Source organism: Streptomyces sp. NRRL F-5135, from assembly GCF_000719775.1.
Lineage (GTDB): Bacteria > Actinomycetota > Actinomycetes > Streptomycetales > Streptomycetaceae > Streptomyces > Streptomyces hebeiensis.
In genome coordinates, this window is the sequence record NZ_JOHR01000012.1 from 311,797 (window position 1) to 328,960 (window position 17,164).

The following is a 17,164-nucleotide window of genomic DNA, read 5'->3' on the forward strand; positions in this document are numbered from 1 at the left end:
GTATTCCGCGCGATCAGTCCACTGTCACCGGCGCGCGGTGACCCAGCCCACGCGCGGAGACCCGGCCTACGGACTTCGGGAGCAGTCGGGAACGCAGTGCGAACAGCGTGATCAGGGCGAGGATCGTGCCCACGAGCGGCACGGTGAATCCGGCACTGGCGCCGTAGGCGTCCGCCAGCCCTCCGGCAGCCGTGACCGCCGCGGCCTGCCCGAGTGCGACCGAACCGGTCAGCCAGGTGAAGGCCTCGGTACGAGCCGTAACGGGGGCCAGTGACTCGACGAGGGTGTAGCCCGAGATCAGAGCCGGCGCGATGCAGAGCCCGACCAGAAGTCCCAGTGCGGCGACCAGCGGCACCGAGTGCAACGCCCACAGAACGGAGGAAGTCAGTGCCAGACCCGTGTATCCGGCCAGCAGCCTGCGGCGCGGCCCGGTCTTCCAGGCCACGGCCCCGCACACGATCCCGGCGAGCATGTTGCCGCCCGCGAATATGCCGTACAACACCCCGTTGACGCCGGGGGAGCCGATCTCCGCGGCGAACGCGGTGAGGGACACCTGCATCCCGCCGAAGACCGAACCGATCCCGAGGAAGGCCACGGCCAGTACGCGCACGCCCGGCACCGCCAGGGCGGATACGCGACGACCGGCCGGGGCGTCGGCCCCAGCGCCGGCAGCGCCCGTGGTGGGGCGCCCGGGGGCGGGCTGGGTGGCCCGCTGGGCGGCGAAGAGCAGGCCGCCGACCAGCGTGAGCGCGGCCTCGGCGACCAGCCCGGCCGCCGGGTGCACGCCGGTGCACAGGGCGGTCACGAGCACGGGCCCGATGACGAAGGTGAACTCGTCGGTCACGGACTCGAAGGCGGCCGCCGTGGGCAGCAGCGCGCGGGCCGAAGCGTCTCGGCCCCGGGCGTCGGGCCCCGGGCCGGTCCTGGCCAGGGGGCCCGGGCCAGGAGCACGCTCGGCCGCCGGGGCCCGTCCGGAGCCGGTCAGCAGGGCGACCCAGCGCGACCGGACCATGGGGCCGATCTGAGGGGTGGAGGCACCGGTGGGTACCGCCGCGGCGAACAGTGCCCACAGGGGCGCCTCCGCCAGAGCCAGGATGATCAGCGTCGCCACGGAGACCGCGTGCAGCAGGACGCCCGGGACCAGGACGGCGCGTTGTCCGAAACGGTCCGCGAGCTTGCCGCCCTGCGGCGCGAACAGGGCCATCGAGACGCCGGTGACAGCGGCGACGGTCCCCGCGCTGCCGTAGGAGCCGGTGGTGTGCTGGACCAGCAGGACGATGCCGATCGTCAGCATCGCGAACGGCTGACGGGCGGCGAAGCCGGGCAGCAGGAAAGTCCAGGCCCGGGGTGTCCGCAGCAGCCGCCCGTAGCCGGGCCTGGGTGCCGCGGTGTCGTCGGCCTCCGGGGAACCGCCGGCGTTCCGGGTGGTGGTGTCGACCGTGTTGTCGGACACGGCCCTCGCCTTTCCGCCGCCTGGTAGCGCGCCCCGAGAGTCACGGGGACGGCCGAGAGCTGTCCTCTTGCGCGGAACTGCGGTAGATACCAGGGCCCACTACGGGAAGCGCCACGGCCGCCATACGGTCGCGCCAGCACTGCGTCAGGCGGAGTCGGTCGATCAGTTGCGGCTTCATCGTACAGGCCCGCCTCGCCCACCACCTGGGAACGCCCAGGTGGTGGCCGCGTGCACCTTCGATTGCGAACGGCTCTCAGGAGAGGAGCGCTGTGCCGGAGACAAAGGCAACCTGTGCGGACAAGCCCCGCCGCATCGGGATGATCTACGCAGGGACGACCCATGCGGAGACAGCTCGTGCCGGGACGGCTGGTGCCGGGACGGGCCGTATGCCTGGGGGAGCGGGAGGTGATTCAGCCGGACCGCCCGCCCGCCTTCGCGCCGGGGTCCCGGTCGTTGTCGGTGTCCAGGACTGGGCCGTCCGCCCGGCCCCTGTCACCTCCGGGACTGCTCCGGCCCGCGGGGTTCCGGCCGCTCCCATGGCCCTTGGCCGGGCGGGGGTTCTTCGCGGCAGAGGGGCCGCTCTCGCCGGTGCCCAGCCAGCCGGCCAGCTTGCCGCCCTGTCCGACGGCCCGCAGGCGGCGTTCCACCGCGTCCCGTACCGGATCGGTCGCCACCACCAACAGCTCGTCGCCCCGCCGCAGCATGGTCGCCGGCTGCGGCACGAAGCTCTTCCCGTCGCGTACGACGAGCGTCACGGCCGCACCCGCGGGCAGCCGCAGCTCCGCGATCTCCACGCCGTGCATCTTCGACTCCTCGGGGATCGCCACGGAGAGGAGGTGGCCGCGCAGCCGCTCCAGCGGTGCCGACTCGATGCCGAGATCGGCGGCCTCGGCCCGGTCACCGAGCTGGAGCGCCTTCGCCAGCCAGGGCAGCGTCGGCCCCTGCACCAGTGTGTAGACGACGACCAGGATGAAGACGATGTTGAAGATCCGGAGGCTGCCCTGTACGTGCGTCACCATCGGGATGGTGGCCAGGATGATGGGCACCGCGCCGCGCAGCCCCGCCCAGGACATCAGGGCCTGCTCCTGCCACGGGATACGGAACGGCAGCAGGCTGATCAGCACGGACAAGGGCCGTGCCACCACGGTCAGCACCAGTCCCACGATCAGCGCGGGGAGTACGTCGTCGCCCAGTTCGTGCGGCGTCACCAGCAGTCCGAGCAGGACGAACATGCCGATCTGCGCGATCCAGCCCAGCCCCTCGGCGAAGCCGCGGTTCGCGGGCGCGTGCGGCAGTTTGGAGTTGCCGAGGACCATCGAGGCCAGGTAGACCGCGAGGAAGCCGCTGCCGTGTGCCGTGGCGCCGATCGCGTACGCGCACACGGCGATGGCCATCACGGCGATCGGGTACAGCCCGGAAGCGGGCAGGGCCACACGCCGCAGCCCGTAGGCGCCCGCCCATCCGACCGCCAGCCCGACGCAGGCACCGATGGCCAGTTCGAGCAGGATCGTGCCGATCAGTACGTACCAGTGGTCCACGGGGCCCGCCGCGGAGAGGGCGACCACCATGATCACCACAGGAGCGTCGTTGAAGCCCGACTCGGCCTCCAGCGCACCGGTCACCCTCGACGGGAGCGGCACCCTGCGCAGCACGGAGAAGACGGCCGCGGCGTCCGTGGAGGAGACGACCGCGCCGATGATCAACGCCTGGCGCCATTCCAGGCCGACCAGATAGTGCGCGGCGGTCGCCGTCACCCCCACGCTGACGCCGACGCCGACGGTCGACAGCGCGGCGGCCGCGGGCAGCGCGGGCTTGACCTCCTTCCATTTCGTACCGAGACCGCCCTCGGCAAGAATGACCACCAGGGCGGCATAGCCGATCACCTGGGTCAGGGCGGCACTGTCGAACTTGACGTGGAAGAGGCCGTCCTGGCCTATGACGACGCCGATTCCCAGATAGAGCAGCAGACTGGGGAGCCCGCTCCGGGAGGAGATCCGTACGGCCGCGACCGCGATCAGCAGCACGAGTGAGCTGATGAGCAGGAGTTGATTGAGCTCGTGGACAGTCAGCGGCCGGTCCTTCCCCTCGCGTGTGCCGACTTCTGGCAAGCGCCGGATCGTTCCTCCGACAATCGGCACGTCGTTTCGCCGTTACTTCGTTACCTTACCTAATCTTTAACGTTTTCTTGATGTCTTCGATCGCCAGTGCGAGAAAGGATGTGACGCTTTGTCTGGATAGAGAATTAAATCCCCTGCGCAGTCCTCGAATTCACCCGTGGCCACCCGGGCTCACCCGGGACAATGGCGGCGAAATGACCGCCGGAAGCCTGCGGCGACCGCCCGATCGGCGGCGAACCCCGCCGCGAGCATCCGGGTGAATCCCCGTATGACCCGTCGTGTGACCGTTCGATCAGTCGCACTAGATGACACCGCGTCGGGAGCGGGGAGGCGCTGCGCCTATGGTTGCTCCAGCATTCCCAGGACCACCCTGCCCCTCGAAGGACAGCGATGCCCGCCAATACAGCCCCCCCTTCCGGCAAAAAGAAGGGGCGACGCGCCCGTCTGATCGTGATCGTCCTGGTGCTGGCGCTCGTCGCGGGTGTCGGCTACGGCACGTACTGGAGTGTGAGCACGGTCCGTGCCTCATTCCCCCAGACCACGGGCTCGGTCGAGCTCAAGGGCCTCTCGGGGCCGGTGGACATCAGACGTGACAGCTACGGCGTCCCGCAGATCTACGCGAACAGTGACGAGGACCTCTTCCGCGCCCAGGGCTTCGTCCAGGCTCAGGACCGCTTCTACGAGATGGACGTCCGGCGTCACATGACCGCCGGTCGGCTCTCCGAGATGTTCGGCGCGGGCCAGGTCAAGACCGACACCTTCCTGCGCACGCTGGACTGGCGAGGCGTGGCGCAGAAGGAATACGACACTCAGCTGTCGGCGGAGACCAAGAAGAACCTCCAGGCGTACGCGGACGGCGTCAACGCCTACCTCGAGGGACGGAACAGCGCGGACATCTCGGTGGAGTACGCCGCGCTGAACCTCACCAACGGCTACAAGCCCGCGAAGTGGAGCCCCGTCGACTCGGTGGCCTGGCTCAAGGCGATGGCGTGGGACCTGCGCGGCAACATGCAGGACGAGATAGACCGCTCCCTGCTGACCAGTCGGCTCAGCGAGAAGCAGATCGACTCCCTTTACCCGTCGTACCCGTACGACCGCAACAAGCCGATCGTCGCGGAGGGCGGGATAGACCCCGTCACCGGCAAGTACGACCCCGAGGCCGAGCCCGGTGACGTGACGGGCGGCAACAGCACGGGCGGCACGGGCAGCGGCAGCGGTACGGGCACCGGGGTCGGCAGCGGCGCGGGCACGGGCACCGGACTCGGCAGCGGCACGGGCACGGGTATCGGTACGGGGAGCAACGCCTCCGACGGCGTGTCCGGCGCCACACAGGGCTTCAACACCCAGCTCGGTGCCCTCTCCAGCACCCTCGACGAGATTCCCGCGCTCCTGGGGCCGAGCGGCAGCGGCATCGGCTCCAACTCCTGGGTCGTCTCCGGCGACTACACGACCACCGGCAAACCGCTGCTGGCCAACGATCCGCACCTCGCGCCGCAGCTGCCCTCGCTCTGGTACCAGATGGGTCTGCACTGCCGCAGCGTCTCGGAGCAGTGCCAGTACGACGTGGCCGGCTACACCTTCTCCGGGACGCCCGGCGTGATCATCGGTCACAACAAGGACATCGCCTGGGGCTTCACCAACCTCGGCGCCGACGTCACCGACCTGTACCTGGAGAAGGTCGACGGCGACTCGTACCTGTACGGGGACGAGAAGAAGCGCTTCAAGACCCGCGAGGAGACCATCAAGGTCGCGGGCGGCGCCAGCAGGAAGATCACCGTGCGCTCCACCGACCACGGTCCCGTGGTCTCCGACCGCAACGCGGAGCTGGCCAAGGTCGGCGAGAAGGCTCCCGTGGGGGACGTGGCCCCCGACCGCGGCGACGGTTACGCCGTCTCCCTGCAGTGGACGGCGCTCCAGCCGGGCAAGTCCATGGAGGCGATCTTCGATCTCAACAAGGCCAAGGACTTCGAGCAGTTCCGCCAGGCGGCCCGGAACTTCGAGGTCCCCTCGCAGAACCTGATCTACGCCGACACCAAGGGCCACATCGGCTACCAGGCACCCGGCAGGATCCCGGTCCGTTCCGAAGGCTTCGACGGCAGGACACCGGCCCCCGGCTGGGACCCGAAGTACAAGTGGAACGGTTACATCCCCTTTGACGAGCTGCCGTACGAGTACGACCCGGAGCGCGGCTACATCGTCACAGCCAACCAGGCGGTGGTCGACTCCGAGAAGTACCCGTACCCGCTCACCGAGGACTGGGGCTACGGCGCCCGCAGCCAGCGCATCAACGACCTCATCGAGTCGAAGATCAAGGACGGCGGAAAGATCTCGACCGACGACATGCAGACCATGCAGATGGACAACAGCAGCGAGATCGCCAAGCTGCTGATGCCCTACCTGCTCAAGATCGATGTCTCGGACCCCTCGGTCCGCGAGGCGCAGAAGCTCCTCGAAGGCTGGGACTACACCCAGGAACCGGACTCGGGAGCGGCCGCCTACTTCAACGCCGTCTGGCGCAACGTCCTCAAGCTCGCCTTCGGTGACAAGCTCCCCAAGGAAGTGCGGGTCAAGGGCGAGTGCGTCAATGTCCCGCCGCCGACGGGAGCGGGCCCGGTGGACGATCCCGGCAAGCTGGTGCGCGAGTGCGGCCAGCGCGTGCCGTCCCAGGCGCAGCCGGACGGTGGGGACCGCTGGTACGAGGTCGTGCGCGGCATCGTCAAGGACCAGGACAACGACTGGTGGAGCTCCCCGGCCAAGCGCAACGAGCCCGAGACCAAGACCCGTGACGAGCTGTTCGCGCGCGCCATGGAGGACGCTCGCTGGGAGCTGACCGCCAAGCTCGGCAAGGACGTCTCCACCTGGAGCTGGGGCCGGCTGCACCAGATGACCCTGAAGAGCCCGACCCTCGGCACCAGCGGCCCCGAGATCCTCCGGCGGATACTCAACCGCGGCCCGTGGAACCTGGGCGGTGGCGAGGCCGCAGTCAACGCGACGGGCTGGAACGCGGCGGGCGGATACCACGTCGTCTGGGTCCCGTCCATGCGGATGGTCGTCAACGTCGGGGACTGGGACAAGTCCCGCTGGATCAATCTGACCGGCGCGTCGGGACACGTGTTCAGCGCGCACTACACCGATCAGACGGACAAGTGGGCCAAGGGCGAGCTGCTGGACTGGTCGTACTCCGTGACGGCGGTGGAGCGCCGTACGACCGACAAGCTGACCCTGAAGCCCCAGGCGGGTACGTGACCCCCGCCAGAGGCGAGAGGGGCGCCCCAGGGCGCCCGCCCCGGACCGCGTCGCCCCTCGGGCCGGCGCGGTCCGCCCCGTCGTGGGCCGTCGCGGAGGCGGCGTCAGACGGGGCGGAAACGTCTGATGCCCGCCGGGGTGATCACCGCGTGTACGGGACGGTCGTGCGGCTCGTCCGGGACGCGCGGGACCACCTCGTTCCCGTACAGCAGGACGGCCAGCGCGGGCTCGGTGCCGGCCGTCGCCAGCCGGCCGAGGACCCGGTCGTACGAGCCGCCGCCGCGCCCCAGCCGCATCCCGCGCCGGTCCACGGCGAGCCCCGGCAGCAGCACGGCCTCCGCCGCCAGGACGGCGTCCGGGCCGAGCCGGGGGCCGGCCGGCTCCAACAGGCCGCGGCCCGCGCGGACCAGGCGCCCGGCCCCTTCGTACGGTGCCCAGTCGAGGTCGTTGTCCGCCATCAGGACGGGCAGCAGGACTCGCGTGTCCCGTGCGAGCAGGACATCGAGCAGTACGCGCGTGCCGGGCTCGCGGCCCACCGAGACATACGCGGCGACGGTGCGGGCGCGCGCCAGTTCCGGCAGTTCCAGCGCGCGGCGCGCCAGAACCTCCGCGGTCTTCCGTACGTCTTCGTCCGAGAGCAGGCCGCGCGCCGCGAGAAGTTCACGGCGCAGCCCGGCCTTTCCGGTCATGTCTTGACCCATCAGGTCATCACAAACCCCTCTATAGCGGTTGTATGAGGAGAAAGTTAACCGGATCATCATCTTCCGCCCATACGCACCGGTTAGGCTCCTTCACATGACTCACTCGCCCTTCAGGATCAGCAAGGCTGTCATCCCCGCCGCCGGCCTCGGCACCCGGTTCCTGCCCGCCACCAAGGCCACTCCCAAAGAGATGCTGCCGGTCGTGGACAAGCCCGCGATCCAGTACGTGGTCGAGGAGGCGGTGGCCGCGGGACTCTCCGACGTCCTCATGGTCACCGGCCGCAACAAGCGCCCTCTCGAGGACCACTTCGACCGGAACTACGAGCTGGAAGAGGCCCTCACGCGCAAGGGGGACACCGAGCGCCTCGCGAAGGTCCAGGAGTCCAGCGACCTCGCCACCATGCACTACGTGCGCCAGGGCGACCCCAGGGGCCTCGGCCACGCCGTGCTGTGCGCCGCTCCGCACGTGGGTGACCAGCCTTTCGCCGTCCTGCTCGGCGACGACCTGATCGACCCGCGGGATCCGCTGCTGTCCCGCATGGTCGAGGTCCAGGAGCGCGAGGGGGGCAGCGTCGTCGCCCTGATGGAGGTCGACCCGGCGCAGATCCACCTCTACGGCTGTGCCGCCGTGGAGCCCACGCGCGACGCCGACGTGGTCAAGGTGCGCGACCTGGTCGAGAAGCCGGATTCCGCCGACGCCCCCAGCAGTTACGCGATCATCGGACGGTATGTCCTCGACCCGGCCGTCTTCGGGATACTGCGTGAGACCGCTCCCGGGCGCGGCGGTGAGATCCAGCTCACCGACGCTCTCCAGCAGCTCTCCGCGAACGAGGACATCGGCGGCCCGGTCCACGGCGTCGTCTTCAAGGGGCGCCGCTATGACACCGGTGACCGGGGCGACTACCTGCGTGCCATTGTCAGACTGGCATGCGAACGTGAAGACCTGGGCCCGGACTTCCGGACCTGGCTGCGCTCGTACGTCAGCGAGGAGATGTAGCACTTGAACGACAGGGCGGAATCGGCACCGGGACCGGACCCGGAGCAGGCCGGACGCGGGCCGACGGGTTACGGCTCGGGGAGCTTCGGTCCGACGGGGGCCGGCCCGGTGCGCTCGGGCCCGGCGGGCTCGGCGGGAACCGGTCCGACGGAACCGGAGCCGTCGGCCGGACCGGAACCGTCGGCGGGACCGGAGTCGGACGGGTCAGGAGCGACCGGCTCACAGCCCGCCGCGGGAGCGGTGCCGGACAGTGATTCCGGGGCGGGAGCCGACACGGCGGCCGCCACGGCACAGGGTGCGGGCCCGGCCGGGCCCGGGCGGCTCTGGTCCGTGGACGAGCACCTCGCCGACATCCTCGCCTCCGTCCACCCGCTCGAACCCATCGAGCTGCAACTGCCCGACGCCCAGGGCTGCGTGCTCGTCGAGGACGTCACCGTGCCGGTCGCCCTCCCGCCGTTCGACAACAGCTCCATGGACGGCTACGCGGTCCGTACGGCCGATGTCTCCGGAGCCACGGCGGAGTTCCCGGCCGTGCTGACCGTCATCGGGGACGTCGCGGCCGGCAGCGGTGCCCTGCCCGAGGTCGGCCCGGGTGAGGCCGCCCGCATCATGACCGGCGCCCCGCTGCCTCCCGGGGCCGAGGCCGTCGTCCCGGTGGAGTGGACCGACGGCGGCTCGGGCGGCGGCGCGGCCACCATGATGCACCCGGCCGCGGCCACGGGCCGGGACGGCGCGAGCGGCGAGGTCCGGGTCTTCCGCTCGGCCGAGGCCCGCGCCCATGTCCGCCCCCGCGGCAGCGACGTACAGGCCGGCGACCTCGCCCTGAAGGCGGGTACGGTCCTGGGGCCGCCCCAGATCGGCCTGCTGGCCGCCATCGGGCGCGGCAGGGTCCGGGTCCGCCCCCGCCCGCGCGTGGTCGTGCTCTCCACCGGCAGCGAACTGGTCCAGCCGGACGAGCAACTGAACGAGGGACAGATCTACGACTCGAACAGCTTCGCGCTCACGGCGGCGGCCCGTGAGGCGGGCGCCATCGCCTACCGCGTGGGAGCCGTCACCGACGACGCCGAGACGCTGCGCGCCACCATCGAGGACCAGCTGATCCGCGCCGACATGGTCGTCACCACGGGCGGTGTCAGCGTCGGAGCGTACGATGTCGTCAAGGAAGCCCTTTCGTCCGTCGGCGACGAGGACGAGCCGGGTAGCGGTATCGACTTCCGTACGCTCGCGATGCAGCCGGGAAAGCCGCAGGGCTTCGGTTCGATCGGGCCGGAGCACACCCCGTTGCTGGCGCTGCCCGGCAATCCGGTCTCTTCGTACGTCTCCTTCGAACTGTTCGTCCGGCCGGCCATCCGGGCCCTGATGGGCCGTACGGACCTGCACCGGCCGACCGTCCGCGCCAGGATCGAGGCGGAGCGGCCGCTCTCCTCGCCGGCCGGCCGCCGTCAGTTCCTGCGGGCCACCTACGACGAGGAGACGGGCACCGCCGCCCCGGTGGGCGGCGCCGGCTCCCACCTGGTCGCCGCCCTCGCCCAGGCCGACGCGCTGATCGTCGTCCCCGAAAACACCGTCTCGGTCGAGCCCGGCGCGGAGGTGGACGTGATCCTGATCGGCTGATCACTGTTCGGTGGCGGTACGGTGGCTCCCCAACAGGCCCCGTAGGGCCCGGACCGGGAGTACCGCGGCAATGACTGTGTTTTCCCGGGGGGACAGCACCCCCGGCCCCTCTGAGCAGGACAGCCGACAGGATCGGCAGGACAGCCGGCAGGCCGGCCTGACGCATCTCGACGAGTCGGGTGCGGCCCGGATGGTCGACGTCTCCGCCAAGGAGGTCACGGCCCGCACCGCCCGTGCCAGTGGGCGGGTGCTGGTCTCCTCGCGGGTGGTGGAGCTGCTCCGGGGCGGGGGAGTGCCCAAGGGCGACGCCCTCGCCACGGCCCGGATCGCCGGCATCATGGGCGCCAAGCGGACCCCGGAACTGATCCCGCTGTGCCATCCGCTCGCGCTCTCCGGCGTGACCGTCGACCTCACGGTCACGGACGACGCGGTGGAGATCACCGCGACGGTACGGACCACGGACCGTACGGGGGTCGAGATGGAGGCCATGACCGCCGTCTCGGTGGCCGCGCTGACCGTCGTGGACATGGTCAAGGCGGTCGACAAGGGTGCCGTGATCGCGGACGTACGGGTGGAGGAGAAGGCGGGCGGCAAGTCAGGCCACTGGACCCGGCCCGGGGCCGCCGGGCCTCCCGGCACAGCCCACTCTCCCGGTGCCGCCCCCGCGGACGGGGGCGCGGCATGAGCACCCCGGCAAGACATGGGCAGGAGGGCGCCTCCTCGGACAGCGGCGCCGCCGGCGCCCCGGAGCGTGGCGCCCCCGAGCACGGAGCTTCGACGGCCCACGGCCCCGCTTCCCACGGCCCCGCTCCTCGTGGCGTCGCGGCGGCCGGGGCCGCCCCGTCCCCGTACCGCGCACTGGTGGTCACCGCCTCGAACCGCGCCGCCGCCGGCGTGTATCCCGACAAAGGCGGTCCGATTCTCGCCGACGGGCTGACGGCGCTCGGCTTCCAGGTCGACGGCCCACGCGTGGTCCCCGACGGAGATCCGGTCGCGCGCGCCCTTCGCGAAGGCGTGGCCGCCGCGTACGACGTGATCGTGACCACCGGCGGTACGGGCCTCTCACCGACGGACCGCACCCCGGAGGCCACCCGGCCCCTGCTCGACCGGGAGGTTCCGGGCATCGCCGAGGCGATCCGCGCCGAAGGCGGGCCGAAGGTCCCCACCGCCGCGCTCTCCCGGGGCCTCGCCGGCATCGCGGACCGGACCCTGATCGTGAACCTGCCGGGTTCCACCGGCGGGGTACGCGACGGTCTCGCCGTACTGGGCCGGCTGCTGGTCCACGCGGTGGACCAGATCCACGGAGGCGACCACCCCCGCCCCGCGGAGCCCTCGAAGGCGCCGGCCGAGAGCCAGGACCCGCCCGGTGGATCCCGTCCACCTCGTACGGCGCTCTCGTCCGCCCCCGCCGCCTCCCTTTCCGTCTCTCCGTCTCCCCGTACCTCCGGATGAACCCGGCCTGGCCCGTGACCCTGACGGACGGCGATGTCGTCCTCCGTCCCATAAGGCTGCGCGACCAGCGGGCCTGGCGTGAGGTGAACCGCCGCAACCGCGACTGGCTGCGCCCCTGGGAGGCGACCATTCCGCCGCCGCCCCCCGGTGGCCCGGCCGCCCAGCGCCCCACCTACCGCCAGATGGTCCGCCACTTGCGCGCCGAGGCCAACGCGGGCCGGATGCTGCCCTTCGTCGTCGAATACCAGGGACGGCTGGTCGGCCAGCTGACCGTCGCGGGGATCACCTGGGGGTCGATGTGCTCGGGGCACGTCGGCTACTGGGTGGACCGCGGGGTGGCGGGCCGCGGTGTGATGCCCACCGCGGTCGCGATGGCCGTCGACCACTGCTTCCGGATGGTCGGGCTGCACCGGGTCGAGGTCTGCATCCGCCCGGAGAACGCCCCCAGCCTGCGGGTGGTGGAGAAACTGGGCTTCCGTGAGGAGGGGTTGCGTCCGCGCTATCTGCATATCGACGGAGCGTGGCGGGATCATCGCGTTTTCGTGCTCACGGCCGAGGAGGTACCGGACGGGCTCCTCAACCGCTGGCGCCGCGCACGACCAGGAACAACCAGAAAATAAAATGCGTGTTCGATATTGGCCACAGTATGAGCATCATCTGATCTGAACAATCACAAAAAAGGTCCGTGATATCAGCCAGATCGTGCGACACACCGGTCCAATTGGCGGATGCCCTCGTGCAAACCCCTCTACGGTGTGAACTGTGAGCAGCAGCGGCCTCATCTACGCAGTCATCGTCGGGGCCTGGGCCGCCTACTTGGTGCCGATGTGGCTCCGCAGGCAGGACGAACTCAACGAGGCGCGTCCGACGGAACGCTTCAGCACCGCCATCCGGCTGCTGTCCGGACGGGCGGGCATGGAGCGTCGTTACGCCAAGGAGCTTCAGGACCGCACCGCCGGAGAGGCGGGGCCCGACGGGGTGCCGGACGGTCACACGGAGTCCATGAGCTCCGTCGACGTCCGGGCCTTCGCCGCGCCTCCGGCCCTCACGGAAGCCCGGATGGAGATCCGCGCGGACGTTCCGGCCCCGCCCAGGCCCCTGGCATCCCGCCCCGCCCCGGCGCAGCACGTACCGGCGCCCCAGCGGCACGCGCCCTCGGTGGAACGCCCCGCGCCGCCGTCCGCGAGACCCGCGGCCGAACGCGCCCGGCGCGCGCAGCGCTCCCAGGTCCTGGCCCGCCGCAGACGTACCACCGTGATGCTCTTCGTCGCGTTCACGCTCGGCGCGGTCGTCGCGGCCGTCGGCGGACTCGCCTTCCTCTGGGCACCGGCGGTCCCGGCCGTTCTCCTCAGTACGTACATCGTTCATCTGCGCCGCCAGGAGCGCCGCCGTTTCGCCTTCACCATGGACCGGCGCCGAGCCGAGGCGGCCGCCCGACGGCTGCGTGAGAGCCGTCCCCGTCGGTCGCACCCCCCGGCCGCCGGGACGGCCGCCGAACTCGATGAGGAGCCCGAGCCCCGCCCCGGTCCGGAACCCGCACCCGCGCTCTCCCCGCAGGAAGCCGGCCGCCGTGCCCTGGTCGAACAGACCGACCACGCGGAGTGGGTGGACCAGCAGCGCGAGCGCGGCCCCGTCCAGGGCGACAGCTGGGAGCCGGTCCCCGTCCCGCTGCCCACCTACGTCACCGCCCCGGTCGCCCCACGCGCGAGCAGCGGCGTGGAGGTCGGTGACCCGGAGACCTGGAGCGCGGCCCGCTCCTCTCCGGCGGAACCGGTCGCGGACACCCCGTCACCTCCCCCGGCCCCCGCCCCGCGCCGCCCCCGCGACCGAGGCAGGACGCCGCTGTTCGACCAGTACGACGAAGACGATCGCCCCCGAGCCGCCAACGAGTGACCCTGGCCCCTCCCGACTCGGCCTCCTTCCGAGGCCCCGCTCCTGCCGAGCCCGGCCGGTGACCAGCCCGCCAACCGATTTCCGAGCACGGCTTCCGGGGTGCTAGAGTTTCACTCGTTGCAAGGGCCTGTGGCGCAGACTGGTAGCGCACCTCGTTCGCATCGAGGGGGTCAGGGGTTCAAATCCCCTCAGGTCCACCTCTTGCACGCGACGTCCCGTCCGATCCTTGAGATCGGGCGGGATTTTCGTGTGTCGTCCTCATGAGCGACGGCTGGTGCCGCGACCGGACAGCCCTTAGGCGCGGCTTCGGCCTACGTATACGTTCCGGGCGTGGTAGAGGGTGTCGCCCGTCGGGCCCGAGGAGCCCGACGAGCCTTCCATCTGGAGATTGATGATGAGCCAGAGGGGCTTGCCTACGAAGCCGGTGCCTCGGTGGACCGCTTTCCAGGTGTCGTCGAGGTAGTAGTGGATGTCCACGTCCGTGCTGTTCACCTTGGTGATCCAGGCGCGGTAGGCGTGCCAGGAGCCCGGGGACGGGACGCCGACGATCGTGGACGAGACGTCCGAGGACGTCCGGAAGGTGTTGAACCAGTTGTTGCCGTTCCCTTTGAACTCGAGGATGTCGCTCTCCGGTGGCCAGCTGTTGACTCCGGTGAGCCAGAACGCGGGCCAGGTGCCGCCCGCGCTCGGTGCCTGGAACTCGCCCTTGACCTCGTAGTTGGGGAACTGGTCGGTCACCACGATCTGGTGCTTGGCGTGCACCGCGCCGGAGTGGTAGCGAATGGGGAGGTGCGGGGTCGAGCCGCTCGTGCCCTCGTCCCATGTGATCCGGGTCGCCTTGAGGGTCAGTACCCCCGAGTTCAGGTAGATGTGGTTGTGGTCGGTGGCGCTTCCGTACATGCGGGCGCTGCCGTTGTGATCGCTTCCCCAGGGGTAGAGGTAGCCCCAGTGGGCCTCCAGGGCGCTGTAGCTGCCGAAGGAGCCGTTGATCACGTCCTCCCAGGCCGCCTCCCGGGCCGGGGCGCCAGGGGCGGCGTACGCTCCGTGCGGCCAGGCGCTCAGGGCGGCGGCCCCTGTGAGCGCCATGGCCCCGCCGAGGAATCTCCTGCGGCCGTACGACTCGTCCCGTGCCGGTAAGCCGTGCATGGTGCCTCCCGAGAATCGGACAGAAACCATCAGGACTCACCACATTCCCAAGGGGATCATGGAGCGTCAACCGCCGTGGGCTGTCGTGGGCTGTCGTGGGCCGTCGTGGGCCGTCGCGGGGCGCCGCGCGGCCGTCGCGTGGCTCTTGCGGCCGGCGCGGGTCAGCCGGGGACCGGGACACCCGCGCAGGGCATCGAGCGGACCCGGTTGTCGAAGTTCGACGGGACCAGCACCGGGTCGCCGGCCGACCGCAACTGAGGCACGCGCGTGAGCAGTTCCCCGAAGAGCGCCTTCATCTCCAGCTTGGCCAGGTAGGTGCCCAGGCAGTAGTGCGGGCCCCCGCCGCCGTATCCGACATGGGGGTTGGGGCTACGGGTGATGTCGAAGGCGTCCGGATCGGGGAAGACCGACTCGTCGCGGTTGGCCGAGGCGTAGAAGAGGACGACCTTGTCGCCGCGCCGGAAGTCGTGCCCGTTCATCCGGTGGTCCTGGGTCACCGTCCGGCGGAACTGGATGATCGGCGTCGAGTACCGCACGATCTCCTCGACCGCGCCGTCCGCATACCGTTCGAAGTCGCTCAGCAGCAGCTCGCGTTGCTCGGGGTGCCGGCTGAGCAGATCGAGGCCGTGGGCGATCGCGTTCCGCGTGGTCTCCACCCCGGCGACCATCAGCAGCGAGAAGAACGCACCCAGCTGACGCCCGGTCAGCGCCTGACCGTCGATGTCGGCCCGTACGAGCGCGGAGATGAGGTCGTCGGTGGGCGCCCTGCGCCGCTCGCGGCCGAGGTTCGCGATCATCCCCTGCATCCGGGCCAGGGCCAGCAGGCCCTGGCCCGGCATCCGCAGCCGGGCGCGGGCGTCGCGGGCCACGCCGATGTCGCCGGAGGCGCGGTTCACCTGGTCCAGGATCCCCGGCCGCTCGTGCTCCGGGATGCCCATCAGATTGCAGATGACCTCGAACGGCATACGGGAGGCCACCGCGGTGACGAAGTCGTCCGGCCGGCTCGCGAGGAGGTCGTCCACGATGCGGGTGGCCACCGCGTGGATGTCCTCCTCCGTACGGTTCAGGATCCGCGGGGTGAAGGCACGGGAGACGATACGGCGCAGCTGCGTGTGGCGCGGGGCGTCGAGATTGACCATGGAGTCGCCGAACAAGGCCCTGACCCAGCGCGCCGGCTCGGGGGTCGTCGCACCGGGCGCGCTCGCGAAGACCTGTGCGTTACGGCTCGCCTCCACCACGTCCGCGTGTGTGACGAGAGCGTGGAATCCCCGCTCGGAACGCCAACGGCTCCCCGGACGCTCCACGAAATACTGCGGCTCGTCGAACTGCCGGAGCCGGGCGAACGCCTCCGCCCGGGCCACGTGCGGGAGTTGCCAGAAGGACGGGTCCGTGAGGTTCGGTCTCTCCCGGTGCTCCTTCCGGGCCGGAACCGGCCGAACAGGGGCCGTCGTGGAGTGGGCGGAGGAGGGAAACGGGCGTGGGGAGCGCGGGGAAAGCGTCATGTCGATTCCTCTCGGTGGGCGCGGAACGGTATTTCCATATGCCTGCACGACATACATGTGTTCGGGAATGCTTCCCATCACACGTGCTCACGGAGCTTGCCACGGAAAGGCGTTTCATATCCGGGACTGGCCAGGAGTGGAGAGAAACGACTGGCCGGAAGTAGTCATGGTATTCCCCCACTCGGGTGACACCGGCTCACAGATATTCCTCATGGGCCACTACTGTCACCGGACATGAGCTCTTCCCACACCGCGACGGACAACGCCCAGTACGCCCCTCGAATGGGCACGCTTTCCGTGCTTCCCTGGACCCGTGACCCGGACGCCGAGGAACGCGGGGCGCCTTTCCTGCTCGCCTATTCACTCGGGGACGGCAGGGACGGCCCGGAAGCCGGCGAGCAGGCGATGCGCGCGGTCCTCACGGAGATCGGACTGACGCCCGGCGGCGACCTGGTGGACATCGCGCACATGCCCAACGTGGCGATCAAACTGCTGGTGCAGGCGGGCCGGGCCGTCCTGACGATGCCGTACCTGAACGCGCAGTGTCCCGTACCGCCGGAGTGGGAGCAGGACGCGCACCGGAGCGGCCAGGTGCACTTCATCGTCGCCACCCGGCCCTGGGCCGACGGAGTGCCCGGACAGCCGGTCACGGAGGAGCGCCTGCGCTCCTTCGCCGGCGACGTCGAGGTCCTGTCCACCGCCGCGCACTGCCTGGTGCCGGTCCGCACCCTGACCGCCTGAGCGGGGAACCGGGAACGGCGGAGTGGACGGACACCAGATGCCGTCACTGGACGGGACCGAGACCGAGTCCGAGACCGAGACCGATACCGAGAACGAGACCGCGGTCGCTGTGGAGACCGCTCCTGAAGTCGCACCCGAAACCGGGCCCGTGACCGCGACAGGAACCCCGGACACGGTCGGTGGGAGCCGGGCGTTGGCGCTGTTGTTGGTGGTCACGGGGGCGGCGGGGTTGCTGGCCGCGTGGGTGATCACGATCGACAAGTTCAAGCTGCTGGTGGATCCGGGGTTCACGCCGGGGTGCA

At 70.6% G+C, this 17,164-nt stretch carries 13 protein-coding genes, 1 tRNA gene and 1 pseudogene; 10 read left to right on the forward strand and 5 right to left on the reverse strand.

What is annotated here, in order from left to right:
- Positions 1-13: 13 nt before the first annotated feature.
- Positions 14-1,360, reverse strand: a complete 1,347-nt coding sequence (locus IG02_RS0122300) for an MFS transporter (RefSeq protein WP_051765526.1) — start codon at positions 1,358-1,360, stop codon at positions 14-16.
- Positions 1,361-1,863: 503 nt separating this feature from the next.
- The gene (locus IG02_RS0122305; protein ID WP_420707782.1) at positions 1,864-3,561 is read right to left on the reverse strand and encodes a potassium/proton antiporter; all 1,698 of its coding nucleotides are present in this window, start codon (positions 3,559-3,561) and stop codon (positions 1,864-1,866) included.
- A gap of 399 nt (positions 3,562-3,960) precedes the next feature.
- Here IG02_RS0122305 and IG02_RS0122310 point away from each other — a divergent pair, with 399 nt between their 5' ends.
- Positions 3,961-6,816 carry a penicillin acylase family protein gene (locus IG02_RS0122310; RefSeq protein WP_030750924.1) on the forward strand — a complete coding sequence of 952 codons (2,856 nt, stop codon included), beginning with the start codon at positions 3,961-3,963 and terminating at the stop codon, positions 6,814-6,816.
- A 104-nt stretch (positions 6,817-6,920) separates the two neighbouring features.
- Here IG02_RS0122310 and IG02_RS0122315 read toward each other — a convergent pair whose 3' ends face one another.
- On the reverse strand, positions 6,921-7,517 hold the full coding sequence (locus tag IG02_RS0122315; RefSeq protein ID WP_030750927.1) for a 5-formyltetrahydrofolate cyclo-ligase: 597 nt from the start codon (positions 7,515-7,517) through the stop codon (positions 6,921-6,923).
- A gap of 94 nt (positions 7,518-7,611) precedes the next feature.
- Between IG02_RS0122315 and galU the strand changes: the two genes are divergently transcribed.
- The 7 genes from galU (at position 7,612) to IG02_RS0122350 (ending at position 13,670) form a co-directional block, all read left to right on the forward strand.
- On the forward strand, positions 7,612-8,514 hold the full coding sequence (galU, locus tag IG02_RS0122320) for a UTP--glucose-1-phosphate uridylyltransferase GalU (RefSeq protein WP_030750930.1): 903 nt from the start codon (positions 7,612-7,614) through the stop codon (positions 8,512-8,514).
- A 330-nt stretch (positions 8,515-8,844) separates the two neighbouring features.
- Positions 8,845-10,128, forward strand: coding sequence for a gephyrin-like molybdotransferase Glp (gene glp, locus IG02_RS0122325; protein ID WP_030750934.1), 1,284 nt, complete (start codon positions 8,845-8,847; stop codon positions 10,126-10,128).
- 70 nt (positions 10,129-10,198) lie between these two features.
- Positions 10,199-10,813: a cyclic pyranopterin monophosphate synthase MoaC gene (gene moaC, locus IG02_RS36790; protein ID WP_051765505.1), complete on the forward strand. Its 615-nt coding sequence runs from the start codon at positions 10,199-10,201 to the stop codon at positions 10,811-10,813.
- On the forward strand, positions 10,810-11,580 hold the full coding sequence (locus IG02_RS39660; protein WP_078854702.1) for a MogA/MoaB family molybdenum cofactor biosynthesis protein: 771 nt from the start codon (positions 10,810-10,812) through the stop codon (positions 11,578-11,580). Before moaC ends, IG02_RS39660 begins: the two co-directional genes overlap by 4 nt.
- Positions 11,581-11,594: 14 nt before the next feature.
- A complete protein-coding gene (locus IG02_RS0122340) occupies positions 11,595-12,200 on the forward strand; it encodes a GNAT family N-acetyltransferase (protein WP_037803927.1) in 606 nt (201 codons plus the stop codon).
- Positions 12,201-12,342: 142 nt separating this feature from the next.
- Complete coding sequence (gene glpR / locus IG02_RS0122345; RefSeq protein ID WP_030750947.1) at positions 12,343-13,473, forward strand: gephyrin-like molybdotransferase receptor GlpR; 1,131 nt, start codon at positions 12,343-12,345, stop codon at positions 13,471-13,473.
- A 123-nt stretch (positions 13,474-13,596) separates the two neighbouring features.
- Positions 13,597-13,670: transfer RNA gene (locus IG02_RS0122350), tRNA-Ala, on the forward strand.
- Between the two features lie 97 nt (positions 13,671-13,767).
- On the opposite strand, the gene IG02_RS0122355 is transcribed toward IG02_RS0122350, so the two are convergent.
- Entirely contained in the window at positions 13,768-14,619 is an 852-nt protein-coding gene (locus IG02_RS0122355) for a family 16 glycosylhydrolase (protein ID WP_037803819.1), read from the reverse strand.
- 161 nt (positions 14,620-14,780) lie between these two features.
- Positions 14,781-16,121, reverse strand: a complete 1,341-nt coding sequence (locus tag IG02_RS0122360) for a cytochrome P450 (protein WP_078854703.1) — start codon at positions 16,119-16,121, stop codon at positions 14,781-14,783.
- A gap of 234 nt (positions 16,122-16,355) precedes the next feature.
- Here IG02_RS0122360 and IG02_RS0122365 point away from each other — a divergent pair, with 234 nt between their 5' ends.
- Positions 16,356-16,862, forward strand: a complete 507-nt coding sequence (locus tag IG02_RS0122365; protein ID WP_030750955.1) for a DUF5949 family protein — start codon at positions 16,356-16,358, stop codon at positions 16,860-16,862.
- A gap of 37 nt (positions 16,863-16,899) precedes the next feature.
- Positions 16,900-17,164 (forward strand): annotated as a pseudogene (locus IG02_RS0122370) (hypothetical protein); the annotation flags it as partial.